Annotated in this window: 10 protein-coding genes; 9 read left to right on the top strand and 1 reads right to left on the bottom strand. The window is 36.1% G+C overall.

Annotated features, from left to right (window positions below):
• Position 1: 1 nt before the first annotated feature.
• Genes ACPWTF_RS22245 through priA form a run of 3 tightly spaced genes read left to right on the top strand, consistent with a single transcriptional unit; the run spans position 2 to position 3673 of the window.
• Positions 2 to 430: a DUF2147 domain-containing protein gene (locus tag ACPWTF_RS22245; protein ID WP_427873158.1), complete on the top strand. Its 429-nt coding sequence runs from the start codon at positions 2 to 4 to the stop codon at positions 428 to 430.
• A gap of 10 nt (positions 431 to 440) precedes the next feature.
• Positions 441 to 1199, top strand: a complete 759-nt coding sequence (bla-B1-FLAV, locus tag ACPWTF_RS22250) for a subclass B1 metallo-beta-lactamase (protein ID WP_427873160.1) — start codon at positions 441 to 443, stop codon at positions 1197 to 1199.
• Between the two features lie 23 nt (positions 1200 to 1222).
• Positions 1223 to 3673, top strand: a complete 2451-nt coding sequence (gene priA / locus ACPWTF_RS22255) for a replication restart helicase PriA (RefSeq protein WP_427873162.1) — start codon at positions 1223 to 1225, stop codon at positions 3671 to 3673.
• Between the two features lie 8 nt (positions 3674 to 3681).
• Here priA and ACPWTF_RS22260 read toward each other — a convergent pair whose 3' ends face one another.
• Positions 3682 to 4380, bottom strand: a complete 699-nt coding sequence (locus tag ACPWTF_RS22260) for a LytR/AlgR family response regulator transcription factor (RefSeq protein ID WP_008463025.1) — start codon at positions 4378 to 4380, stop codon at positions 3682 to 3684.
• Positions 4381 to 4557: 177 nt separating this feature from the next.
• Here ACPWTF_RS22260 and rpsF point away from each other — a divergent pair, with 177 nt between their 5' ends.
• From rpsF to ACPWTF_RS22290, 6 genes are all read left to right on the top strand, one after another.
• Positions 4558 to 4899: a 30S ribosomal protein S6 gene (gene rpsF, locus ACPWTF_RS22265; protein WP_068842999.1), complete on the top strand. Its 342-nt coding sequence runs from the start codon at positions 4558 to 4560 to the stop codon at positions 4897 to 4899.
• 5 nt (positions 4900 to 4904) lie between these two features.
• Positions 4905 to 5201, top strand: coding sequence for a 30S ribosomal protein S18 (rpsR, locus tag ACPWTF_RS22270; RefSeq protein WP_002987043.1), 297 nt, complete (start codon positions 4905 to 4907; stop codon positions 5199 to 5201).
• Positions 5202 to 5269: 68 nt separating this feature from the next.
• A complete protein-coding gene (gene rplI, locus ACPWTF_RS22275; RefSeq protein ID WP_095927713.1) occupies positions 5270 to 5710 on the top strand; it encodes a 50S ribosomal protein L9 in 441 nt (146 codons plus the stop codon).
• A gap of 133 nt (positions 5711 to 5843) precedes the next feature.
• Positions 5844 to 6317, top strand: a complete 474-nt coding sequence (locus tag ACPWTF_RS22280; protein WP_427873166.1) for a DUF6495 family protein — start codon at positions 5844 to 5846, stop codon at positions 6315 to 6317.
• Positions 6318 to 7482: 1165 nt separating this feature from the next.
• Positions 7483 to 10143, top strand: coding sequence for an immunoglobulin domain-containing protein (locus ACPWTF_RS22285; RefSeq protein ID WP_427873168.1), 2661 nt, complete (start codon positions 7483 to 7485; stop codon positions 10141 to 10143).
• The gene (locus ACPWTF_RS22290; protein ID WP_427873170.1) at positions 10124 to 17176 is read left to right on the top strand and encodes a gliding motility-associated C-terminal domain-containing protein; all 7053 of its coding nucleotides are present in this window, start codon (positions 10124 to 10126) and stop codon (positions 17174 to 17176) included. Before ACPWTF_RS22285 ends, ACPWTF_RS22290 begins: the two co-directional genes overlap by 20 nt.
• The last annotated feature ends 18 nt before the right edge of the window (positions 17177 to 17194 follow it).

The raw sequence follows: 17194 nt of genomic DNA on the forward strand, positions 1-17194 counted from the left end.
TATGAAAAATTTGATGCTAACTATCGGAGTGTTCTTCTTTGCGCTGACCATGCAAAGTCAAAGTGTAATTGGAAAATGGAAAACAATTGACGATGAAACAGGAGAAGCTAAATCTATAGTAGAAATCTACGAAAAATCGGGAAAAATATATGGTAAAGTAGTAGATATCCTTCGTGACAGCCATAAAAAAGATGTTTGTGTAAAATGTGATGGAGCCGAAAAAAATAAGCCAATTTTAGGTATGGTAATCATAAACGGTCTTAAGAAAGATGGTTCAGAATATAATGGAGGAACCATTTTGGATCCTACAAGCGGTAAAAAGTACAAATGTTATGTTACTTTAGAATCTGCAGACAAATTAAAACTTCGCGGTTATGTTGGGATTTCTTTGATGGGAAGAACACAATACTGGACGAGAGTAAAAAACTAATTAAAATATAATGCGAAAAATTGCTTCAATAATTTTATTCTTAGTTATAGTTTCAAATAGCTTTGGACAATCTAAGAACTCGCCATTACAAATAAGTCATCTTACAGGTGACTTTTATGTTTATAAAACTTTTAATGAATACAAAGGGGTAAAAATTTCTGCCAATGCTATGTATGTTGTTACAAAAGAAGGTGTTGTTCTTTTTGATGCTCCGTGGGATAAAACGCAGTTTCAGCCTTTGTTAGACAGCATTGAAGCGAAACATAATAAAAAGGTCGTAATGGTTTTTGCAACGCATTCGCATGAAGATCGCGCGGGTGGATTGGATTTTTATAGAAAAAAAGGAATTAAAACCTACTCAGGTAAATTGACAGACGAAATCCTTAAAGCGAATAATGAAGGAAGAGCAGAATTTATAATTCCAGATGATGCGACTTTTACCGTTGGGCAATATAATTTTGAAGTGTATTATCCAGGTAAAGGTCATGCACCAGATAATATTGTGGTTTGGTTTGGGAAAGAGAAAATTCTTTATGGAGGTTGTTTTATAAAGAGTATTGAGGCAAAAGATTTAGGAAATTTAGGTGATGCTGATGTTAAGGAATGGCAAAAATCCATAAAAAAAGTTCAGTCAAAATTTAAGAATCCGAAGTTTGTTATTCCGGGGCACGATGGAGGGACAACAAATGAATCTGTTGTGCATACTTTAAAGCTGATTCAGGATTATAATCTTTCCAACGACACTTCCTCTAAATCAGGTCAGAAATAATAACTGATTTATAATAAAAATCCATGCATTTCATTGAAGTTATTTTACCGCTTTCTTTAGCTAAGACATTTACATACCGAATTTCTGAAGCCGAATTTCATTTCATAAAAAAAGGAATGCGTGTTGCTGTGCCATTTGGTAAAAGTAAAATATATACAGCGCTTGTTCTGGACGTTCATGAAAATGCTCCAACATTATACGAAGCTAAAGAAATCCATCAAATTTTAGATGAAGTACCCATTGCAACCGAAATCCAGATTAAACACTGGCTTTGGGTTGCAAATTATTATATGTGCGGAATTGGAGATGTGTATAGAGGCGCATTTCCGAGTGGATTATTGTTGGAAAGTGAGACAATTATTTCGCATAAACCTGATGTTGTGGTAAATGACAGCGAACTTTCTGATGATGAATTCTTGATTTATGAAGCGCTGCATCATCAAAGTTCATTAAAGATTCAGGAGATTACTTCGATCTTGAATAAAAAGAATATACTTCCGATTCTGCAAAAGCTAATAGCGAAAGACATTATTTTTTTGGATGAAGAAATAAAAGAAACCTACAAGCCAAAATTGGTTCGATATGTTAAATTGCATTCAAAATACGAATCTGATAACGGCTTGGCTGAATTACTCGAAGTGCTGAAAAGTGCTAATAAACAGAAAGAAATTGTTTTAACTTATTTTCAGTTGAATGCTTCGGAGAAAAAGCCAATTACGGTCAAAAAACTTACGGAAGTTTCAAATGTAACAGCAGCAGTTGTAAAGGCTTTAGTTGAAAAAGAAATTTTCGAAGAATATTATTTGCAGCACGATCGTGTTACATTTAATGGAGAAGTATCAGATAAGCAATTGCAGCTTAGTGAGGCTCAGGAAAATGCTTTTTCTGGAATCAAAAATAGTTTTTTGGAGAAAGAGGTTTGTCTGCTTCATGGTGTGACTTCTAGCGGAAAGACTGAGATTTATATCAAGTTAATTGAAGAGTATTTAGAGACAGGAAAACAGGTTTTGTATCTTTTGCCAGAAATTGCTCTTACTACGCAGTTGGTTTCGAGACTGCGTTTTCATTTTGGAGACAAAGTAGCTGTTTTTCATTCCAAATACAGTAATAATGAAAGAGTTGAGGTTTGGAGGCAAACGCTTGAAAATTCTCCAAAAGCACAAATTGTAATTGGAGCAAGATCGGCTTTGTTTTTACCTTTTAATGATTTAGGATTATTAATTGTTGACGAAGAACATGAGCAGACTTTTAAGCAGACAGATCCTGCACCAAGATACCATGCCAGAGATGCTGCAATTGTTTTGGCTAATTTTCATAAAGCAAAAGTGTTATTGGGTTCTGCAACGCCTAGCATTGAAACCTATTTTAATGCCCAAAATGATAAATACGGATTGGTAACACTTTCTGAACGTTACAAAAATGTCCGCTTGCCTGAAGTGCTTTTAGTTGATTTAAAAGACAAGCATTTCAGAAAAAAAATGACAGGGCACTTTAGCGATCTTTTAATCGAAGAAATTGCAGAATCGATGTCATTAGGTGAGCAGGTTATTTTGTTTCAAAATAGAAGGGGATATTCGCCTATAATAGAATGTTTGACTTGCGGGCACGTTCCGCATTGCCAGCAGTGCGATGTAAGTTTGACTTACCATAAGCATAAGAACCAATTGCGATGCCATTATTGCGGTTATTCTATAGCAAAACCTACAAATTGCCATAATTGCTCGAGTATTGATTTAACTACAAAAGGATTTGGAACCGAGCAGATAGAGCAGGAGCTGGCTTCACTTTTTCCGAAAGCAAAAACAGCTCGAATGGATCAAGATACTACTCGAGGTAAATTTGGTTTTGAAAAGATAATCGATACGTTTAAAAATCGCGAAATTGATATTTTGGTGGGTACACAGATGCTGGCCAAAGGACTTGATTTTGATAATGTAGGCTTAGTCGGAATCATGAATGCGGATAATATGCTCCATCATCCAGATTTTAGAGCTTTTGAACGTAGTTTTCAAATGATGACGCAAGTTGCGGGAAGAGCAGGTAGATCAGAAAAACAGGGAAAAGTTGTCATTCAAACTTACAATCCGAATCACAATACAATTCAGCAGGTTACAAACCATAATTATATAGGTATGTATAAAGAACAGTTGTATGACAGACAAATTTATAGATATCCGCCTTATTTCAGGATTATTAAGCTTACGCTAAAACATAAAGATTTTGATAAATTGAAGGAAGGAGCTATGTGGCTGTATCAGGTTTTAAGTCAGAACTTAGGAATGCCTGTTTTAGGGCCAGAAGAGCCAGCGATAAGTAGAATACGAAATGAATATATTAGAACTATTTTAATAAAGATTCCGCATAATCTTCATTTAGGAAACACAAAAAAAACTATTCAGAAAATGCTGAATAGTTTTGAAGCTGTGGCTCAATACAGAGCTATAAAAGTTGTAGTTAATGTAGATTTTTATTAAAACGGCAATTAAGAAGAAGTTGAAAGAGCTTTTACTAGATCTTCTTTTTTATTGCGGCTTAGCGGTATTTTGGTAATGCCTATTTCGGCAAATTTACTATTGAAACGTTCAACCTTATCGATATTAATAATATACGATTTGTGTACACGAATAAATTTGTCCTTAGACAAATCATTTTCAAAAGACTTCATAGTAGAGAGAACCAGATTGCTGTCGTCTTCGGTTACTACTCTTACGTAATCTCCAAAAGCTTCAATCCATTTTATTTTTGAAGTAAAGATTTTAAGTTTTTTTAGATTACTTTTGATGAATATATGTTCGCCTTCTTCTTCTTTGATATCCTTTTTAAGCAAATGCATATCAATTGCTCTTTTTACAGAGGCATTAAAACGATCTACTGCAATAGGTTTCTGAAGATAGTCGGTAGCGTCGTAGTCGAAAGCTTTAAGGGCATATTCGGCTTTAGATGTAATAAATATAATTTGCGGTTTTGATTTTAATCCGTCAAGAAAATCAAATCCGTTAATAACAGGCATTTCAATATCAAGAAATATTAAGTCAATATTATTTAATGAGATACAACTTTTTGCTTCAATTGCATTAGAAAAATCCCCGATTAAATGCAAGCCTGGGTGATTATTGACCAATTTGGCAATAATTGTCCTTTGTATAGAACTATCATCTACAACAACACAGTTTAGTTTCATAACATTTATATTTAGAATAAATTCAGGATAGCAGTAGTAAATGTATTATTTTTTTGTAAAAAAAACTAAGGTTGAGGCATCTTTTTTGCATTATGACGAATAAAAGAAAAAAAATGTTGGATATGTAAATTAAATGCTTACTTTTGCACCCAATTTTAACAAATAAAATTTTTATTTATGAATCATTATGAAACTGTTTTCATTTTAAATCCCGTTTTATCTGAGGTTCAGGTGAAGGAAACAGTAACGAAATTTGAAGAATTTCTTACTAGTAGAGGAGCTGAAATGGTATCGAAAGAGGATTGGGGTCTTAAAAAAATGGCTTACGAAATCCAAAACAAAAAAAGTGGTTTTTACCATTTATTCGAATTCAAAGTAGCTGGAGAAGTTCTTTTAGCTTTTGAAACTGAATTCAGACGTGATGAAAGAGTTATGCGTTTCTTAACTGTAAGTTTAGATAAACATGCTATTTCATGGGCTGAGAGAAGAAGAGCAAAATTAAAATCTACTAAAGCGTAATTATTATGTCTACAATCGAGCAATCTGCAAAAGGAAAAAAAGACGGAGATATCAGATATTTAACGCCTTTAAACATTGAAACTAACAAAACTAAAAAGTATTGCCGTTTCAAAAAATCAGGAATCAAATACATCGATTATAAAGATGCTGATTTCTTATTGAAATTCGTTAACGAACAAGGAAAAATTCTTCCACGTCGTTTAACTGGAACTTCATTAAAATACCAAAGAAAAGTTTCTGTAGCTGTAAAAAGAGCTCGTCACTTAGCTTTAATGCCATACGTGGCCGATTTATTAAAATAGTATAAAAAAATCTAGTCGCTGGTTTCTGTTTGATCAGAACCTAACTTCTAAAATATAAGGACAACAACATGGAAATTATTTTAAAACAAGACGTACAAAACCTAGGGTTTAAAGATGATGTAGTATCTGTAAAACCTGGTTACGGTCGTAACTTTTTAATTCCTCAAGGTTTTGCTACTTTAGCAACTCCTTCTGCTAAAAAAGTTTTAGCTGAAAACCTAAAACAAAGAGCACACAAAGAAGCTAAAGTTGTAGCTGATGCTAAAGCAATAGCTGAAACTTTAAAAGCTCTTGAAATTAAACTTACTGCAAAAGCTGGCGGAGAGAAACTTTTTGGTTCTATCACTAACATCGATATTGCTGCAGCTTTAGAGAAATCTGGTAATGCTATCGATAGAAAATTCATCACTAGCGGTGTTGTAAAACGTTTAGGTAAATACAATGCTACAGTTCGTTTACACAGAGATGTAATCGTTGAATTAGCTTACGAAATTGTTGCTGAAAAGTAATAGTTTTTATATCTATACAAAAATCCCGATGAAAGTCGGGATTTTTTTGTTTAAGACAAGATTAATAGTAATAATTAGACTTATGGCTGGATGCTTATAGCTTGCAGCGTAAAGCATAAAGCCTAAAAAAGAAATGAAATACGCAAGATTAACAAAAGAGCAGTTTGACGAATTACATGCTGAATTTGCAAGTTTTTTGGCAACACAAGCAATAGACAGAAAAGAGTGGGAAGAGCTTAAGATTAATAAGCCAGAAGTTGCAGAACAGGAACTTGATGTTTTTTCAGATTTGATTTGGGAAGGTGTATTAGGTAGAGCAGAATATTTGGAACATTTTTCTAAGAACCATATTTTTCTGTTTCATTGTTTTGACACTTATATTAAGTCAATTGTTTTGAAAACTTTTTCTCCAGAGGTGGACTTTTTGACTAAAGAGGGGCTTCAATGGTTAAGCGATAATATGTTTACAGAAAATATTGAAATGAAAGTCGGGAAGAAAGTGTTTACAGAGGAACGTAATTCTTCGATTTTTGAATTGATTAAACAAGGTGCTTTTTTAAGTGATGGACAGTTGTTTAATCAAATTAATACAATTATAGAATCTTAGAATAATTTTTGTAAGGTTTTTAATAAGCAGACAGTTGTTGGGAACTGTCTGCTTTTTTTGTTTTTTAACTTTTGTTTAATATTTTTGAAATTTTTGACACCGTATTTCTACTTGTTTTTTTAAAACTCTTCATATTTTTTTAGATTTTGAGGTTTCATGAAACAGTTTTATTGCTTTTGGTCTTTATTACGGATAGTTTTGTCGATAAAATTGTTTTTAATGTAGGATTATTCTTTATTTACATCGATTTAACATATTTTGTTTAATATTTTGTTTAATAAGGAAATTGTAAGCTAATTATGTTAAAAGTAGCGATTTTCTTGATGTTTTGATGTGTCTGTAATTTTAGAATTAAAGTTTTATGAATAAATTATAAGAATTTTATGTTTGTTTTATGTTTTTGTTTTACCTAATTTTAGGTAACAAAAGTTAAACAAAGTTTTCTTTTGGTTTTCAAGACATATTGGTTAGAAAATTATTGGCCATGTTGTTAAGATTGAAAATTGAGAAATTATACCACAACCTAATAAGTCTGCGTATGGAATTGACAATTACTTTCTTTATCAAATTTACTTTAATCGTAAATTTTGTTTTAGTTTTATTTTTTAACCTATTTCGCTTACTTCGTTTCAAAGATAATTTTAATCGTTACATAATACTTAATTTTTTTTCAAAAAGTTTACATTTTAGTTTGCTGTCTTTTAATCACCCCATTTGGCGGGCTGACTATAAGGGAGAATAATTTTTTGAATATAAAAAGATTCGAACTAACTTTTGCAGTTAGTTAGTTTTAGAAAAGACTAATCAACTTTCTGAAAAAAAAGAATCGACATATATAAAGAACCCCAGTTCTACTTTCAACTAAAATTTTCATTATGAAAATTAGGCCTGCAACAAATCACTCCTCTTGGAAAATTGATTACAATCATTTTTCCTCTAAAAAAGCAGAACTTATTTTGTCTCAAAGAGATAGAATTTGTTCTACGGTATACTTTGATATACCGAATTCAACATAAATTTTTTTATTAAAACAGAATTTAGCAGCTTTTTATAGGCTACTATTGTTTGTTTTAACTGTTTGATTTTTAACTGATTGTTTAATTGCGTAGGTGCTTGCACTTACTGCATGAGGTGTTTTATTGTCCATTTTCTAATCTTCCAAATTATGAAAAAAAAAATTACTTTTTGTAGTCTCAATCCTCAAATGAGATTATTAGGACTTTTAACGTTATTCTTTATATGCGCCAATGCATTCTCTCAGACTATTTGTAGACCTGTGTCTCAGACAAATAGTGCAGGAGGAGGGCTTTTGTGTTTAGGAGTAGATGTTAATAGTCCTGCCAATGCTTATGATAGCGCTGGCTTATCCACTTATGCAACCTTAACAAATGGTGTTGCAGTGCTTGGATGTTTTGCAGAAGAAACATTGACCTTAAACCAAACAGCTAGAGCTGGTGACCAAGTTGCAATATACTTTGGTACAGGCAACGGATTGCTTGATTTAAGTTTGTTAGCAAATGCAACAGTTCAAGCTAAAAATTCTGGAGCCAATGTGGGTTCCAGTGTGGCTTTAAATAGTCCGCTTTTGAATTTGAATTTGTTAAGCGGCAATACGGTTGCTGTTGCAAAATTCCCTATTACGGGTGACACCAACCAAATTCAAATTCAGGTTGGTGGTGGACTTTTAAGTCTTTTGGTAAGCTTACGAGTTTATGATGTTAGGCTAGAATTTGCACAGCCAACTGTATCTGGCGGTTTATCGCAGACAGTTTGTGCGGGAGTTCCAACCACTCTAACTGCGACACCAGCTGCGGGTACTTCGCTGGCTTGGTACAGTTCTGAATTTTCTACAACAGCTTTGGCAGTGGGAAATACGTATACAACCCCAGCGTTAACAGCAAATACAACATATTATATAGGAATAACTAGAGCTGCAGGCTGCGAAGGAAATGTTCGTGTACCTGTTGTCTTGAATGTTTCTAATCCATTAATACCAGGAATTAGTAATGTTGGAACAACAGTTTGTTCTACAGGTGCAACTCAGCAAACCACTTTATCGGTTGTAAATGTGGCTCCAGGAACAACTTACAACTGGTACTCTTCGGCAACTGGTGGTCCTGTTTTAGCTAGTGGAACTACTTATTCGCCAACAGTGCCATTAGGAACGACTCAATTCTTTGTGGAGGCTGCTATTGGCAGCTGTGTTAGTTCTCGTACGCCAGTAAGTGTTGTTTCGACAGCCGTTCCAATTACTCCGACAGTTTTAACGCAAAGTGTGACTATTCAATCTGGTCAGAATGCAACGTTAAATGCATCGACTACAGAGGTTGGAGCACAATTAAACTGGTATGAAACTTCAACTGGAGGAACAGCTGTTGCAACAAATACAGCCACTTTTACAACGCCAATTTTAACAGCTACTAAAACGTATTATGTTGAAGCACAAAGCCCAAATGGAAATTGTGTTAGCGCAACGAGAGTACCCGTTACAGTAACGGTTCAGCCAGCAGCTTTAGGCGGATGTCTTGAAGCCAGCAGTCAGGTAACTTCTCAGGTTGGTGTATGTTTATTGTGTAATGCTACAAATCCGAATTTTTCTGTAGACGGAAATCCTGCAACTGCAACAAGACTTACTCTTCCTGCCAATGTATTAGGATCTATGCAGCAAACATTACAATTTACAAATCCAGGAAAAGCTGGTGATATTGTTGATGTTGACTTAGAATTGCCAGGAGGTTTGGCAGATGTTCAGTTGTTAAGCGTGATTAGTTTGGCAACCTACAATGGTGCAACTTATAATAATGATAGAGTTGCAATTAATAATCCTCTTATTACCTTGCAGTTATTAAGTGGTACTAGATATAGAGCTAGCGTTACGGCTGGTGCGAATTTTGACCGTGTAGAAGTTCGTTTAGGAGGTGTACTTGGTCTTATAACTAATTTGGATATTTATCAAGCTGCCTATAGATATAAAGCTCCAGTTGTTTCTGGAAATACTGCAATTTGCAGTGGACAAACGGCGACATTAAATGCTAATCTGGCTTTAGGGGAAACGATTAGATGGTATGATGCTTTAACTGGTGGAAATTTATTAAGCAGTACAGCTTCGTTTACAACTCCAGCCTTGACAGCTAATACAACTTATTATGTTGAATTAACTCGTAATGGTTGCGTTAATAGTGTAAGAAATCCTTTTGCTGTTACAGTCGATAGTCCAGTAGCTCCAACGGCGATTTCTACTGTTCCTGCAAATTTATGTAGTGGAGAAACTACAACGATAACAATTCAATCTCCAGTTGCCGGCACAACGTATAATTGGTATGATGCTGCTACAGGAGGAACTTTGGTATTTACAGGAACTTCTTTTGTAACTCCAAATCTAACTGTTCCAACTACTTATTATATTGAAGCAGTAATTGGAGCTTGTTTAAGTACTCGTACAGCGGTAAATGTAAATGTAAATCCTAGACCAGCGGCACCAGTCCCTGTATCTTCTAGCGTTATTATTCAGTCAGGCCAGAATGTACAGTTGTCTGTTGTAAGTAGCCCTGGAGTTTCTTATTTATGGTATGATGCTCCAACAGGAGGAACTCTTTTGCAAGGTACTGGTAGTAATACTTATATACCTAATCCAGTTTTAACAGCAAATGAAACATTTTATGTTGAAGCTGTAAGTACGGCATCAGATTGTAGAAGTACTTCAAGAGCTGCTATAAATGTGATCGTAACCAATACAGTAAGCACTTGTTTGCAACCAAGTACACAAGCCATAACGGTTGACCCTGGTTTATTATGTGTTCTATGTAATGGTGTTAACGGAACCTAACGCTGTTGACGGAAATCCAAATACATTTTCTTCTTTGACAATAACTGCGGGAGTGCTTAATTCATACATACAACAACAGTTAAATTTTCTAACACCCGGTCAAGCAGGAGATATTATTGATGTTGAATTAGAATTACCAGGCGGTCTTGCTGATATTGCATTGCTGGGATCTGTAAGCATAGGAACTTCTTTAGCAGGAGCTGAAAATCCAGGCAGACTTGCAGTAAACAATAGTTTATTGAACTTACAGGTATTATCAGGAAACAAATTCAAAGTTAGTTACCCAACAACTGCTGCATTTGATAGAGTTGATATTAGATTGGGAGCATTGGTTGGTTTATTGACTACTGTAAACATTTATGGAGCTTCTTATAGATTTCCAAATGCCACAATAACTGGAGCAACTGCACCAATTTGTGCTGGTCAAACAGCTAATTTATCTGCAACTTCAGCAGGAGGAGAAACTTTTCAATGGTATGATTCTCCAACTTTAGGAAATGTTGTAAGCGTAGCTCCAACAGCTCCATTAACAACTACAACTACATACTACTTAGAAGCAACACGAGGAGGTTGTGTTAACAGTTTACGCCAAGCGGTTACTGTTAATGTTTTACCAATTCCGACTGCGGCAAATATTTTAATTACAAGTCCAGTTGAAGCTACTTGTTCTGGAGAGGCAGTTTTAACTCCATCTTCTGATATTGCTGGTGTTCAGTTTAAGTATTATAGAGATCAGAATAAAGTAACAGAAATTGTAGATGGAAGTGTAGATGGAAGCATAACATTTGCAAAAGATCCTATTACTGGTGTTCTTTCATTAACTGGTTTAACAACTTTAAATTCTCCTTACAATTTATATATATCTGCAGTTAATGGAGGTACTTGTGAGAATGTGAATGGAGATTTAAAACTAGTAACGGTTAATTTTCCTTCAACAACACCTTTAACGGTTATCACTACTCCATTAGTAGCCTGTGGTAGCGCCAATTTGGCTAATGCAATCACTAATTTTGATTCAGCAGCTACTTATACTTTTTATGATCCTTTAAATAATGTAATGACCGCTGATGCTGCTGCAAATGTAACAGTAAGTGGTATTTATTCTATACAAGCACAGGGCGCGACAAGCACTTGCCCGTCAGCTAGACAATCTGTGACCGTAACAATTAATGCGGTACCAACTTTAGTGGTGACTAATCCGCAAGAATCTGTAAATGTTGGAGCTGATGTTGCGTTAAATGCTACTTCTACAGGAACTGTAACATGGTTTAATCCACAAGGTGTTGCGCTTGCAGGTTCTCCATTTACAACAGGTCCTTTAAATGTTCCGGGAGTTTACACCTACACAGCTGTTGCAACTTTAGGAACTTGTAGTGTTACTGCAACTAAGGTAATCAATGTGATAGATCTTACCAGCTGTCAAAACTTAACAGAACGAGTTTATGCATCAGGAGAAAGTGAAGGCTTTATACTTACTGGGAGTGTTTCAAACAATGCAAATGCAATTGATGGAAATCCTCAGACATTCTCAACAATTACTACTGGTTTAGGACTTTTAGGAATTGGCACAACATGGCAGAATTTAACTTGGGCAACTCCTATTGCTAAAGGTACCCCTGTTACAGTTAAATTAGGATCTGAATATAGTTTGTTGGCTGTTGGAGAGAACTTATCGGTAGTAGGAACTATTGGAGGTAATCTTATTGGAGCAATGCAGCCTGTGTCGGGATCGCTATTAAAACTAATTTCAGGAGACAATACTTATGAGTTTACTTTTGTTCCTTCAGATGCATCAGTTCCGCAAGATTATGATGGTATTCGTATTGTATCTTCTTCAATTTTAAGTCTTGCTCAAAATACAAAAGTGTTTGAAGCTCATTATAATAAACCAGTTACTGCTGTAACTTGTACTCCAGGAGATATTCAGGATATTTTTTATGGTGCTACAGATATAAACCTTCCTATAGGTGCGGCAACTGCTTTAATAGGTGTAAGTGATGCTTGGAATGTTGCTGATAATGACGTAACAACTTTTGCTACAATGTATAGTGGAGTTGGAGTGGCGGCAGCTGCAGATTTAACGGTACAATTTAAAACACCTTCTGTTCTTAGTGATACTTTAAGAATTGTGGTTTCAAAACCAGGCAGTCTTTTAAGCGTGAATCTGCTTACAGGATTCTCAATTCAGCGTTATTTAGGAAATGTGGCAGTTGGTGCTCCAATTCAAAATACTAGTACATTATTGAGTATAAAATTATTGCCAGGAAATTCTTTGGCAATGGTATTAGTGTCTTCTCCAACAGAGATTTATGATAGAGTTAGAATTCGTTTAGGAGGTGTTGCTGGAGTATTAGATTTCTTAAGAGTTCATACTGTAGAAAGAACAGCTAACACCACCGTTATTGGAGCAGATCCGCAGAATAAAATTACGGTCTGTCCGGGCAGCGAAATTGAACTCCAGATTCCTGAAGTCGCCTGTTCGACCTATCGATGGTATGATGCCGAGACAGGAGGAAACTTGGTGGCTAGCGAACCAACCTTTACGTTACCAGATAATTTAACTGCAGGTATCTACAAGTATTATGTACAACCAGTACGTTACGGTTGTGAAAATTACGCAAGAGGAGAGGTTACTGTCGAAGTAAAAGCTTCTGCTCCAGTAAATGCTTTAACAGATATTACATTAAACGGAGGAACAGCAACATCAATTTGTTCTGCTTCTGGAACTGTAACTTTAGCAACAGGTTTAAGCGGAACTCCTGTTTTAACAAATCCTGTATACTATTGGTATAGTTTTAATGGAACAACAAGTCAGTTAATTCCTGGCGAAACAACTGCACAGTTGATAGTAAACGGATTGGCTCCGGGAACTTATACTTATTTTGTTGGAGTGAGTTCAGATGAATTGTGTGAAACTGCAGCAGCAGATAGAAAACAAATCACATTCACAATTTTGCCTCCTTCAATAGGAAGCGATATTTTGGTTGATGATGTAACGGTTTGCCCAGGCTTATCAGCATCATTAACTCCCACTGCACCAGCATTAACTAGTCCTGTATTTACTTGGTATTTAGACGCTGCTAAAACGCAGCCAATTACAAATGGGGCTGTAATAGCAGGGGTTACTTATGCAATAGATGCAGCTGGTATTTTAACTGCTACAGGTTTAACAAAAGCTGTAAGTCCGATCACCTATTATGTAGCGGTTTCAAGCACTAATACGTGTGAAAATTTAGCAGGAACATTACAAGATGCAGTAATTATAGTTAGCGATCCAAATACGCCAACAACTACAAACGATACTCAGAATTTCTGTTTATCTTCTGCGTCTACAGTTGCAAATATTCAAGTAAATGAGAGCAATGTTATTTGGTATGATGCAGCGATAGGTGGAAATGTAATTGCCTCAACTACTCCTTTAGTAAGTAGAATTTACTACGGAGCAGCTACAGATGCACTTACAGGCTGTGAAAGTTCAGTAAGATTAGAAGTAACAGTAAATGTAAACGATCCAGGAACACCTACATTATTAACAGCAGGAGTCCAAAATTTCTGTCAGGTAGATCAGCCTACATTTGCCAGCATTCAGACTAATGAAACTAATATTGTTTGGTATACAGCTATAACAGGCGGAACATTGATTCCATCTACTACGGCTCTAACAACAGGACAATATTTTGCAGCAATCTCCGACCCAACTACAGGTTGTGAAAGCAATTCAAGGTTGACAGTTGATGTAATTGTAAGCGATCCGGGAACACCAACATTGGTGACTGCAGGAACACAAACTTTCTGTCAGGTAGATCAGCCTACAATTGCAAGCGTTCAGTTTAATCAAGCGAATATTGTGTGGTATACAGCCATAACAGGCGGAACATTAATTCCATCTACTACGGCTCTAACTACAGGACAGTATTTTGCAGCAATCTCCGACCCAACTACAGGTTGTGAAAGCGCTACAAGATTAACAGTTGATGTAATTGTAAATGACCCAGGAACTCCAACATTGGTGACTGCGGGAACACAAAACTTCTGTTTGGCTAATGCTCCGACATTTGCAAGCATTCAGACTAATGAAACTAACATTGTTTGGTACACAGCTATAACAGGCGGAACATTGATTCCATCTACTACGGCTCTAACAACAGGACAATATTTTGCAGCAATTTCAGATCCTGCAACAGGTTGTGAAAGCGCTTCACGATTAACAGTTGATGTAATTGTAAACGATCCAGGAACGCCAACTTTGGTAACAGCCGGAGTACAAAATTTCTGTCAGGTAGATCAGCCTACATTTGCCAGCATTCAGACAAATGAAACTAATATTGTTTGGTACACAGCTATAACAGGCGGAACATTGATTCCATCTACTACGGCTCTAACAACAGGACAATATTTTGCCGCGATTTCAGATCCTGCAACAGGTTGTGAAAGCAATTCAAGATTAACAGTTGATGTAATTGTAAGCGATCCGGGAACACCAACATTGGTGACTGTTGGAACACAAACTTTCTGTAAAGAAGACCTTCCAACATTTGCAAGCGTTCAGTTTAATCAAGCGAATATTGTTTGGTATACGGCTTTAACAGGCGGAACATTGATTCCATCTACTACGGCTTTAACCACAGGACAGTATTTTGCAGCAATTTCAGATCCTGCAACAGGATGCGAGAGCGCTACAAGATTAACAGTTGATGTGATTGTAAATGACCCAGGAACTCCAACATTGGTTACTGCGGGAACACAAAACTTCTGTTTGGCAAATGCTCCTACGTTTGCAAGCATCCAAACTAATGAAACTAACATTGTTTGGTACACAGCTTTAACAGGGGGGACAGTAATTGCGCCGACAACAGCTTTGACAACAGGACAATATTTTGCAACAATTTCAGATCCAACAACAGGTTGTGAAAGCGCTTCACGATTAACAGTAGATGTAATTGTAAACGATCCAGGAACGCCAACTTTAGTAACAGCAGGAACGCAAAACTTCTGTTTGGCTAATGCTCCGACATTTGCAAGCGTTCAGTTCAATCAAGCGAATATTGTTTGGTATACAGCTTTAACAGGCGGAACGTTAATTCCATCAACAACAGCTCTGACAACAGGCCAATATTTTGCTGCAATTTCAGACCCAGCAACAGGCTGTGAAAGTGCTTCAAGATTAACAGTTGATGTAAATGTGACTGACCCTGCAACACCAACAACAACTGCTTTAGCACAAACTTTCTGTACAGGTACAAATCCTACAGTTGCTAATATTCAAGTGAATGAAAGTAATGTAGTTTGGTACACAACTCAAACAGGAGGAACTGCTTTGGCTGCGACAACTGCGCTAACTACAACAACTTATTTCGGAGCAATTAAAGATCCAGTAACAGGTTGCGAAAGCAGTGTCAGATTGCAAGTGGCTGTAACAGTTGGTAATACATTAAATCCAACGACAAATAGTACAGCACAGACTTTCTGTTCTGCAAATGCTCCAACTATTGCCAATATTCAGGTAAACGAAAGCAATGTAACATGGTTTACAGCAGCAACAGGAGGAACAGCAATTCCAGCAGGAACAGCGCTTACTTCAGGAATTTATTTCGGAAATATAGTTGATCCATCAGGATGTGAAAGTTCAACTCGTCTTCAGGTGACTGTTACCGTAGTTAATCCAAGTCCAACACCAACTACGGCTAACACAACACAAAACTTCTGTACTTTAAATTCGCCAACAGTGGCAAATATTCAAGTAAACGAAGCAAATGTTGTTTGGTATAGCACAGCTACAGGAGGAACAGCAATTGCGCCAACAACAGCTCTTGTAACAGGTACATATTATGGTGCAGTTTCAAGTGCTATTGGATGCGAAAACCCAGCTAGATTAGCTGTTACGGTAAATGTAAATTCGCCAAGTGTAATTACAACGCCAAGAACTACACAAACATTCTGTTTATCAGCTTTGCCAACATTGGCTAGTATTTTTGTAAACGAAACAAATGTAGTTTGGTACGCATCTGCAACTGGCGGAACAGCATTAGCAAATACAACTCCGCTTACAGCAACGACTTATTATGCAGGAGCATTGACTAATACATTTAACGGTTGTGATAACGGACGAAGATTAGGAGTTACAATTGCATTCGAAAATGACGCTGCAGTTCAGCTTGCTACGACAGATGATACTCCTTGTGTATTCAAAGGTGTAACGTATTCAATTGCAAATGGTAAATCTAATTATGTATGGACTATTAATGGAGGTACAATTGTTTCAGGCGGGGGTACAAACGATGGTTCTGTAACCGTTTCTTGGTCAGATATTGGTTCAGGAAAAGTAACTGTAGCTTATGTTAATAATTGCGACGAGAGAACAATTAAAACGTTAGATGTTACTGTTGCAAGCTGTTCAGATTTAACTATTACGCATACTGTAGATAATCCAACACCGAACTTTGGAGATAAAGTAACGTTTACGATTACAGTAAACAATGTAGGTGAAGGAGATTTTATCAATACGATTGTGAGTGATTTGCTTCCTAGCGGCTTACAATTGGTAAGCTCTTCAGCAACTGCAGGAACATACGATCCAGCAACACAGCTTTGGACTATACCAACATTAACGGCAGGTCAGAGCGTAGTATTAACAGTTGTTGCAGAAGTATTATCAAGCGGAAACTACACTAGCGTTGCTACCGTTGAAATTTCGACTCCTTTAGATGTTGATGCATCAAATAATTCAGCTTCGGTTACATTAGAACCAATTTGTCTAACGGTTTACAATGAGTTTACTCCAAACAATGATGGTAAAAACGATTTGTTCAGAATTGACTGTATTGAGTCTTATCCAAACAACGAACTGAAAGTATTTAACAGATACGGAGCATTAGTGTATAGTAAAACACGTTATGAAAATGATTGGAACGGTACAGCAAATGTATCCGGTGTAGTTAATAGAGGAGATATGCTGCCAACAGGTACTTATTTTTATGTGATAACCATTGGAGATGGAACGGTTAAAAAAGGCTGGTTGTCTATTATGAGATAATCCACTTCTATTAATCAT

The sequence above is a fragment of the Flavobacterium sp. MMS24-S5 genome (assembly GCF_050320125.1).
Taxonomy (GTDB): Bacteria; Bacteroidota; Bacteroidia; order Flavobacteriales; family Flavobacteriaceae; genus Flavobacterium; species Flavobacterium tyrosinilyticum.

Coding starts and splice junctions, on each gene's coding strand:
- ACPWTF_RS22260 (WP_008463025.1), bottom strand. CDS start 4,380: ATGAAACTAAACTGTGTTGTTGTAGATGATAGTTCTATACAAAGGACA.
- ACPWTF_RS22290 (WP_427873170.1), top strand. CDS start 10,124: ATGGTGTTAACGGAACCTAACGCTGTTGACGGAAATCCAAATACATTT.
- rpsF (WP_068842999.1), top strand. CDS start 4,558: ATGAATCATTATGAAACTGTTTTCATTTTAAATCCCGTTTTATCTGAG.
- rpsR (WP_002987043.1), top strand. CDS start 4,905: ATGTCTACAATCGAGCAATCTGCAAAAGGAAAAAAAGACGGAGATATC.
- ACPWTF_RS22285 (WP_427873168.1), top strand. CDS start 7,483: ATGAAAAAAAAAATTACTTTTTGTAGTCTCAATCCTCAAATGAGATTA.
- ACPWTF_RS22245 (WP_427873158.1), top strand. CDS start 2: ATGAAAAATTTGATGCTAACTATCGGAGTGTTCTTCTTTGCGCTGACC.
- priA (WP_427873162.1), top strand. CDS start 1,223: ATGCATTTCATTGAAGTTATTTTACCGCTTTCTTTAGCTAAGACATTT.
- rplI (WP_095927713.1), top strand. CDS start 5,270: ATGGAAATTATTTTAAAACAAGACGTACAAAACCTAGGGTTTAAAGAT.
- ACPWTF_RS22280 (WP_427873166.1), top strand. CDS start 5,844: ATGAAATACGCAAGATTAACAAAAGAGCAGTTTGACGAATTACATGCT.
- bla-B1-FLAV (WP_427873160.1), top strand. CDS start 441: ATGCGAAAAATTGCTTCAATAATTTTATTCTTAGTTATAGTTTCAAAT.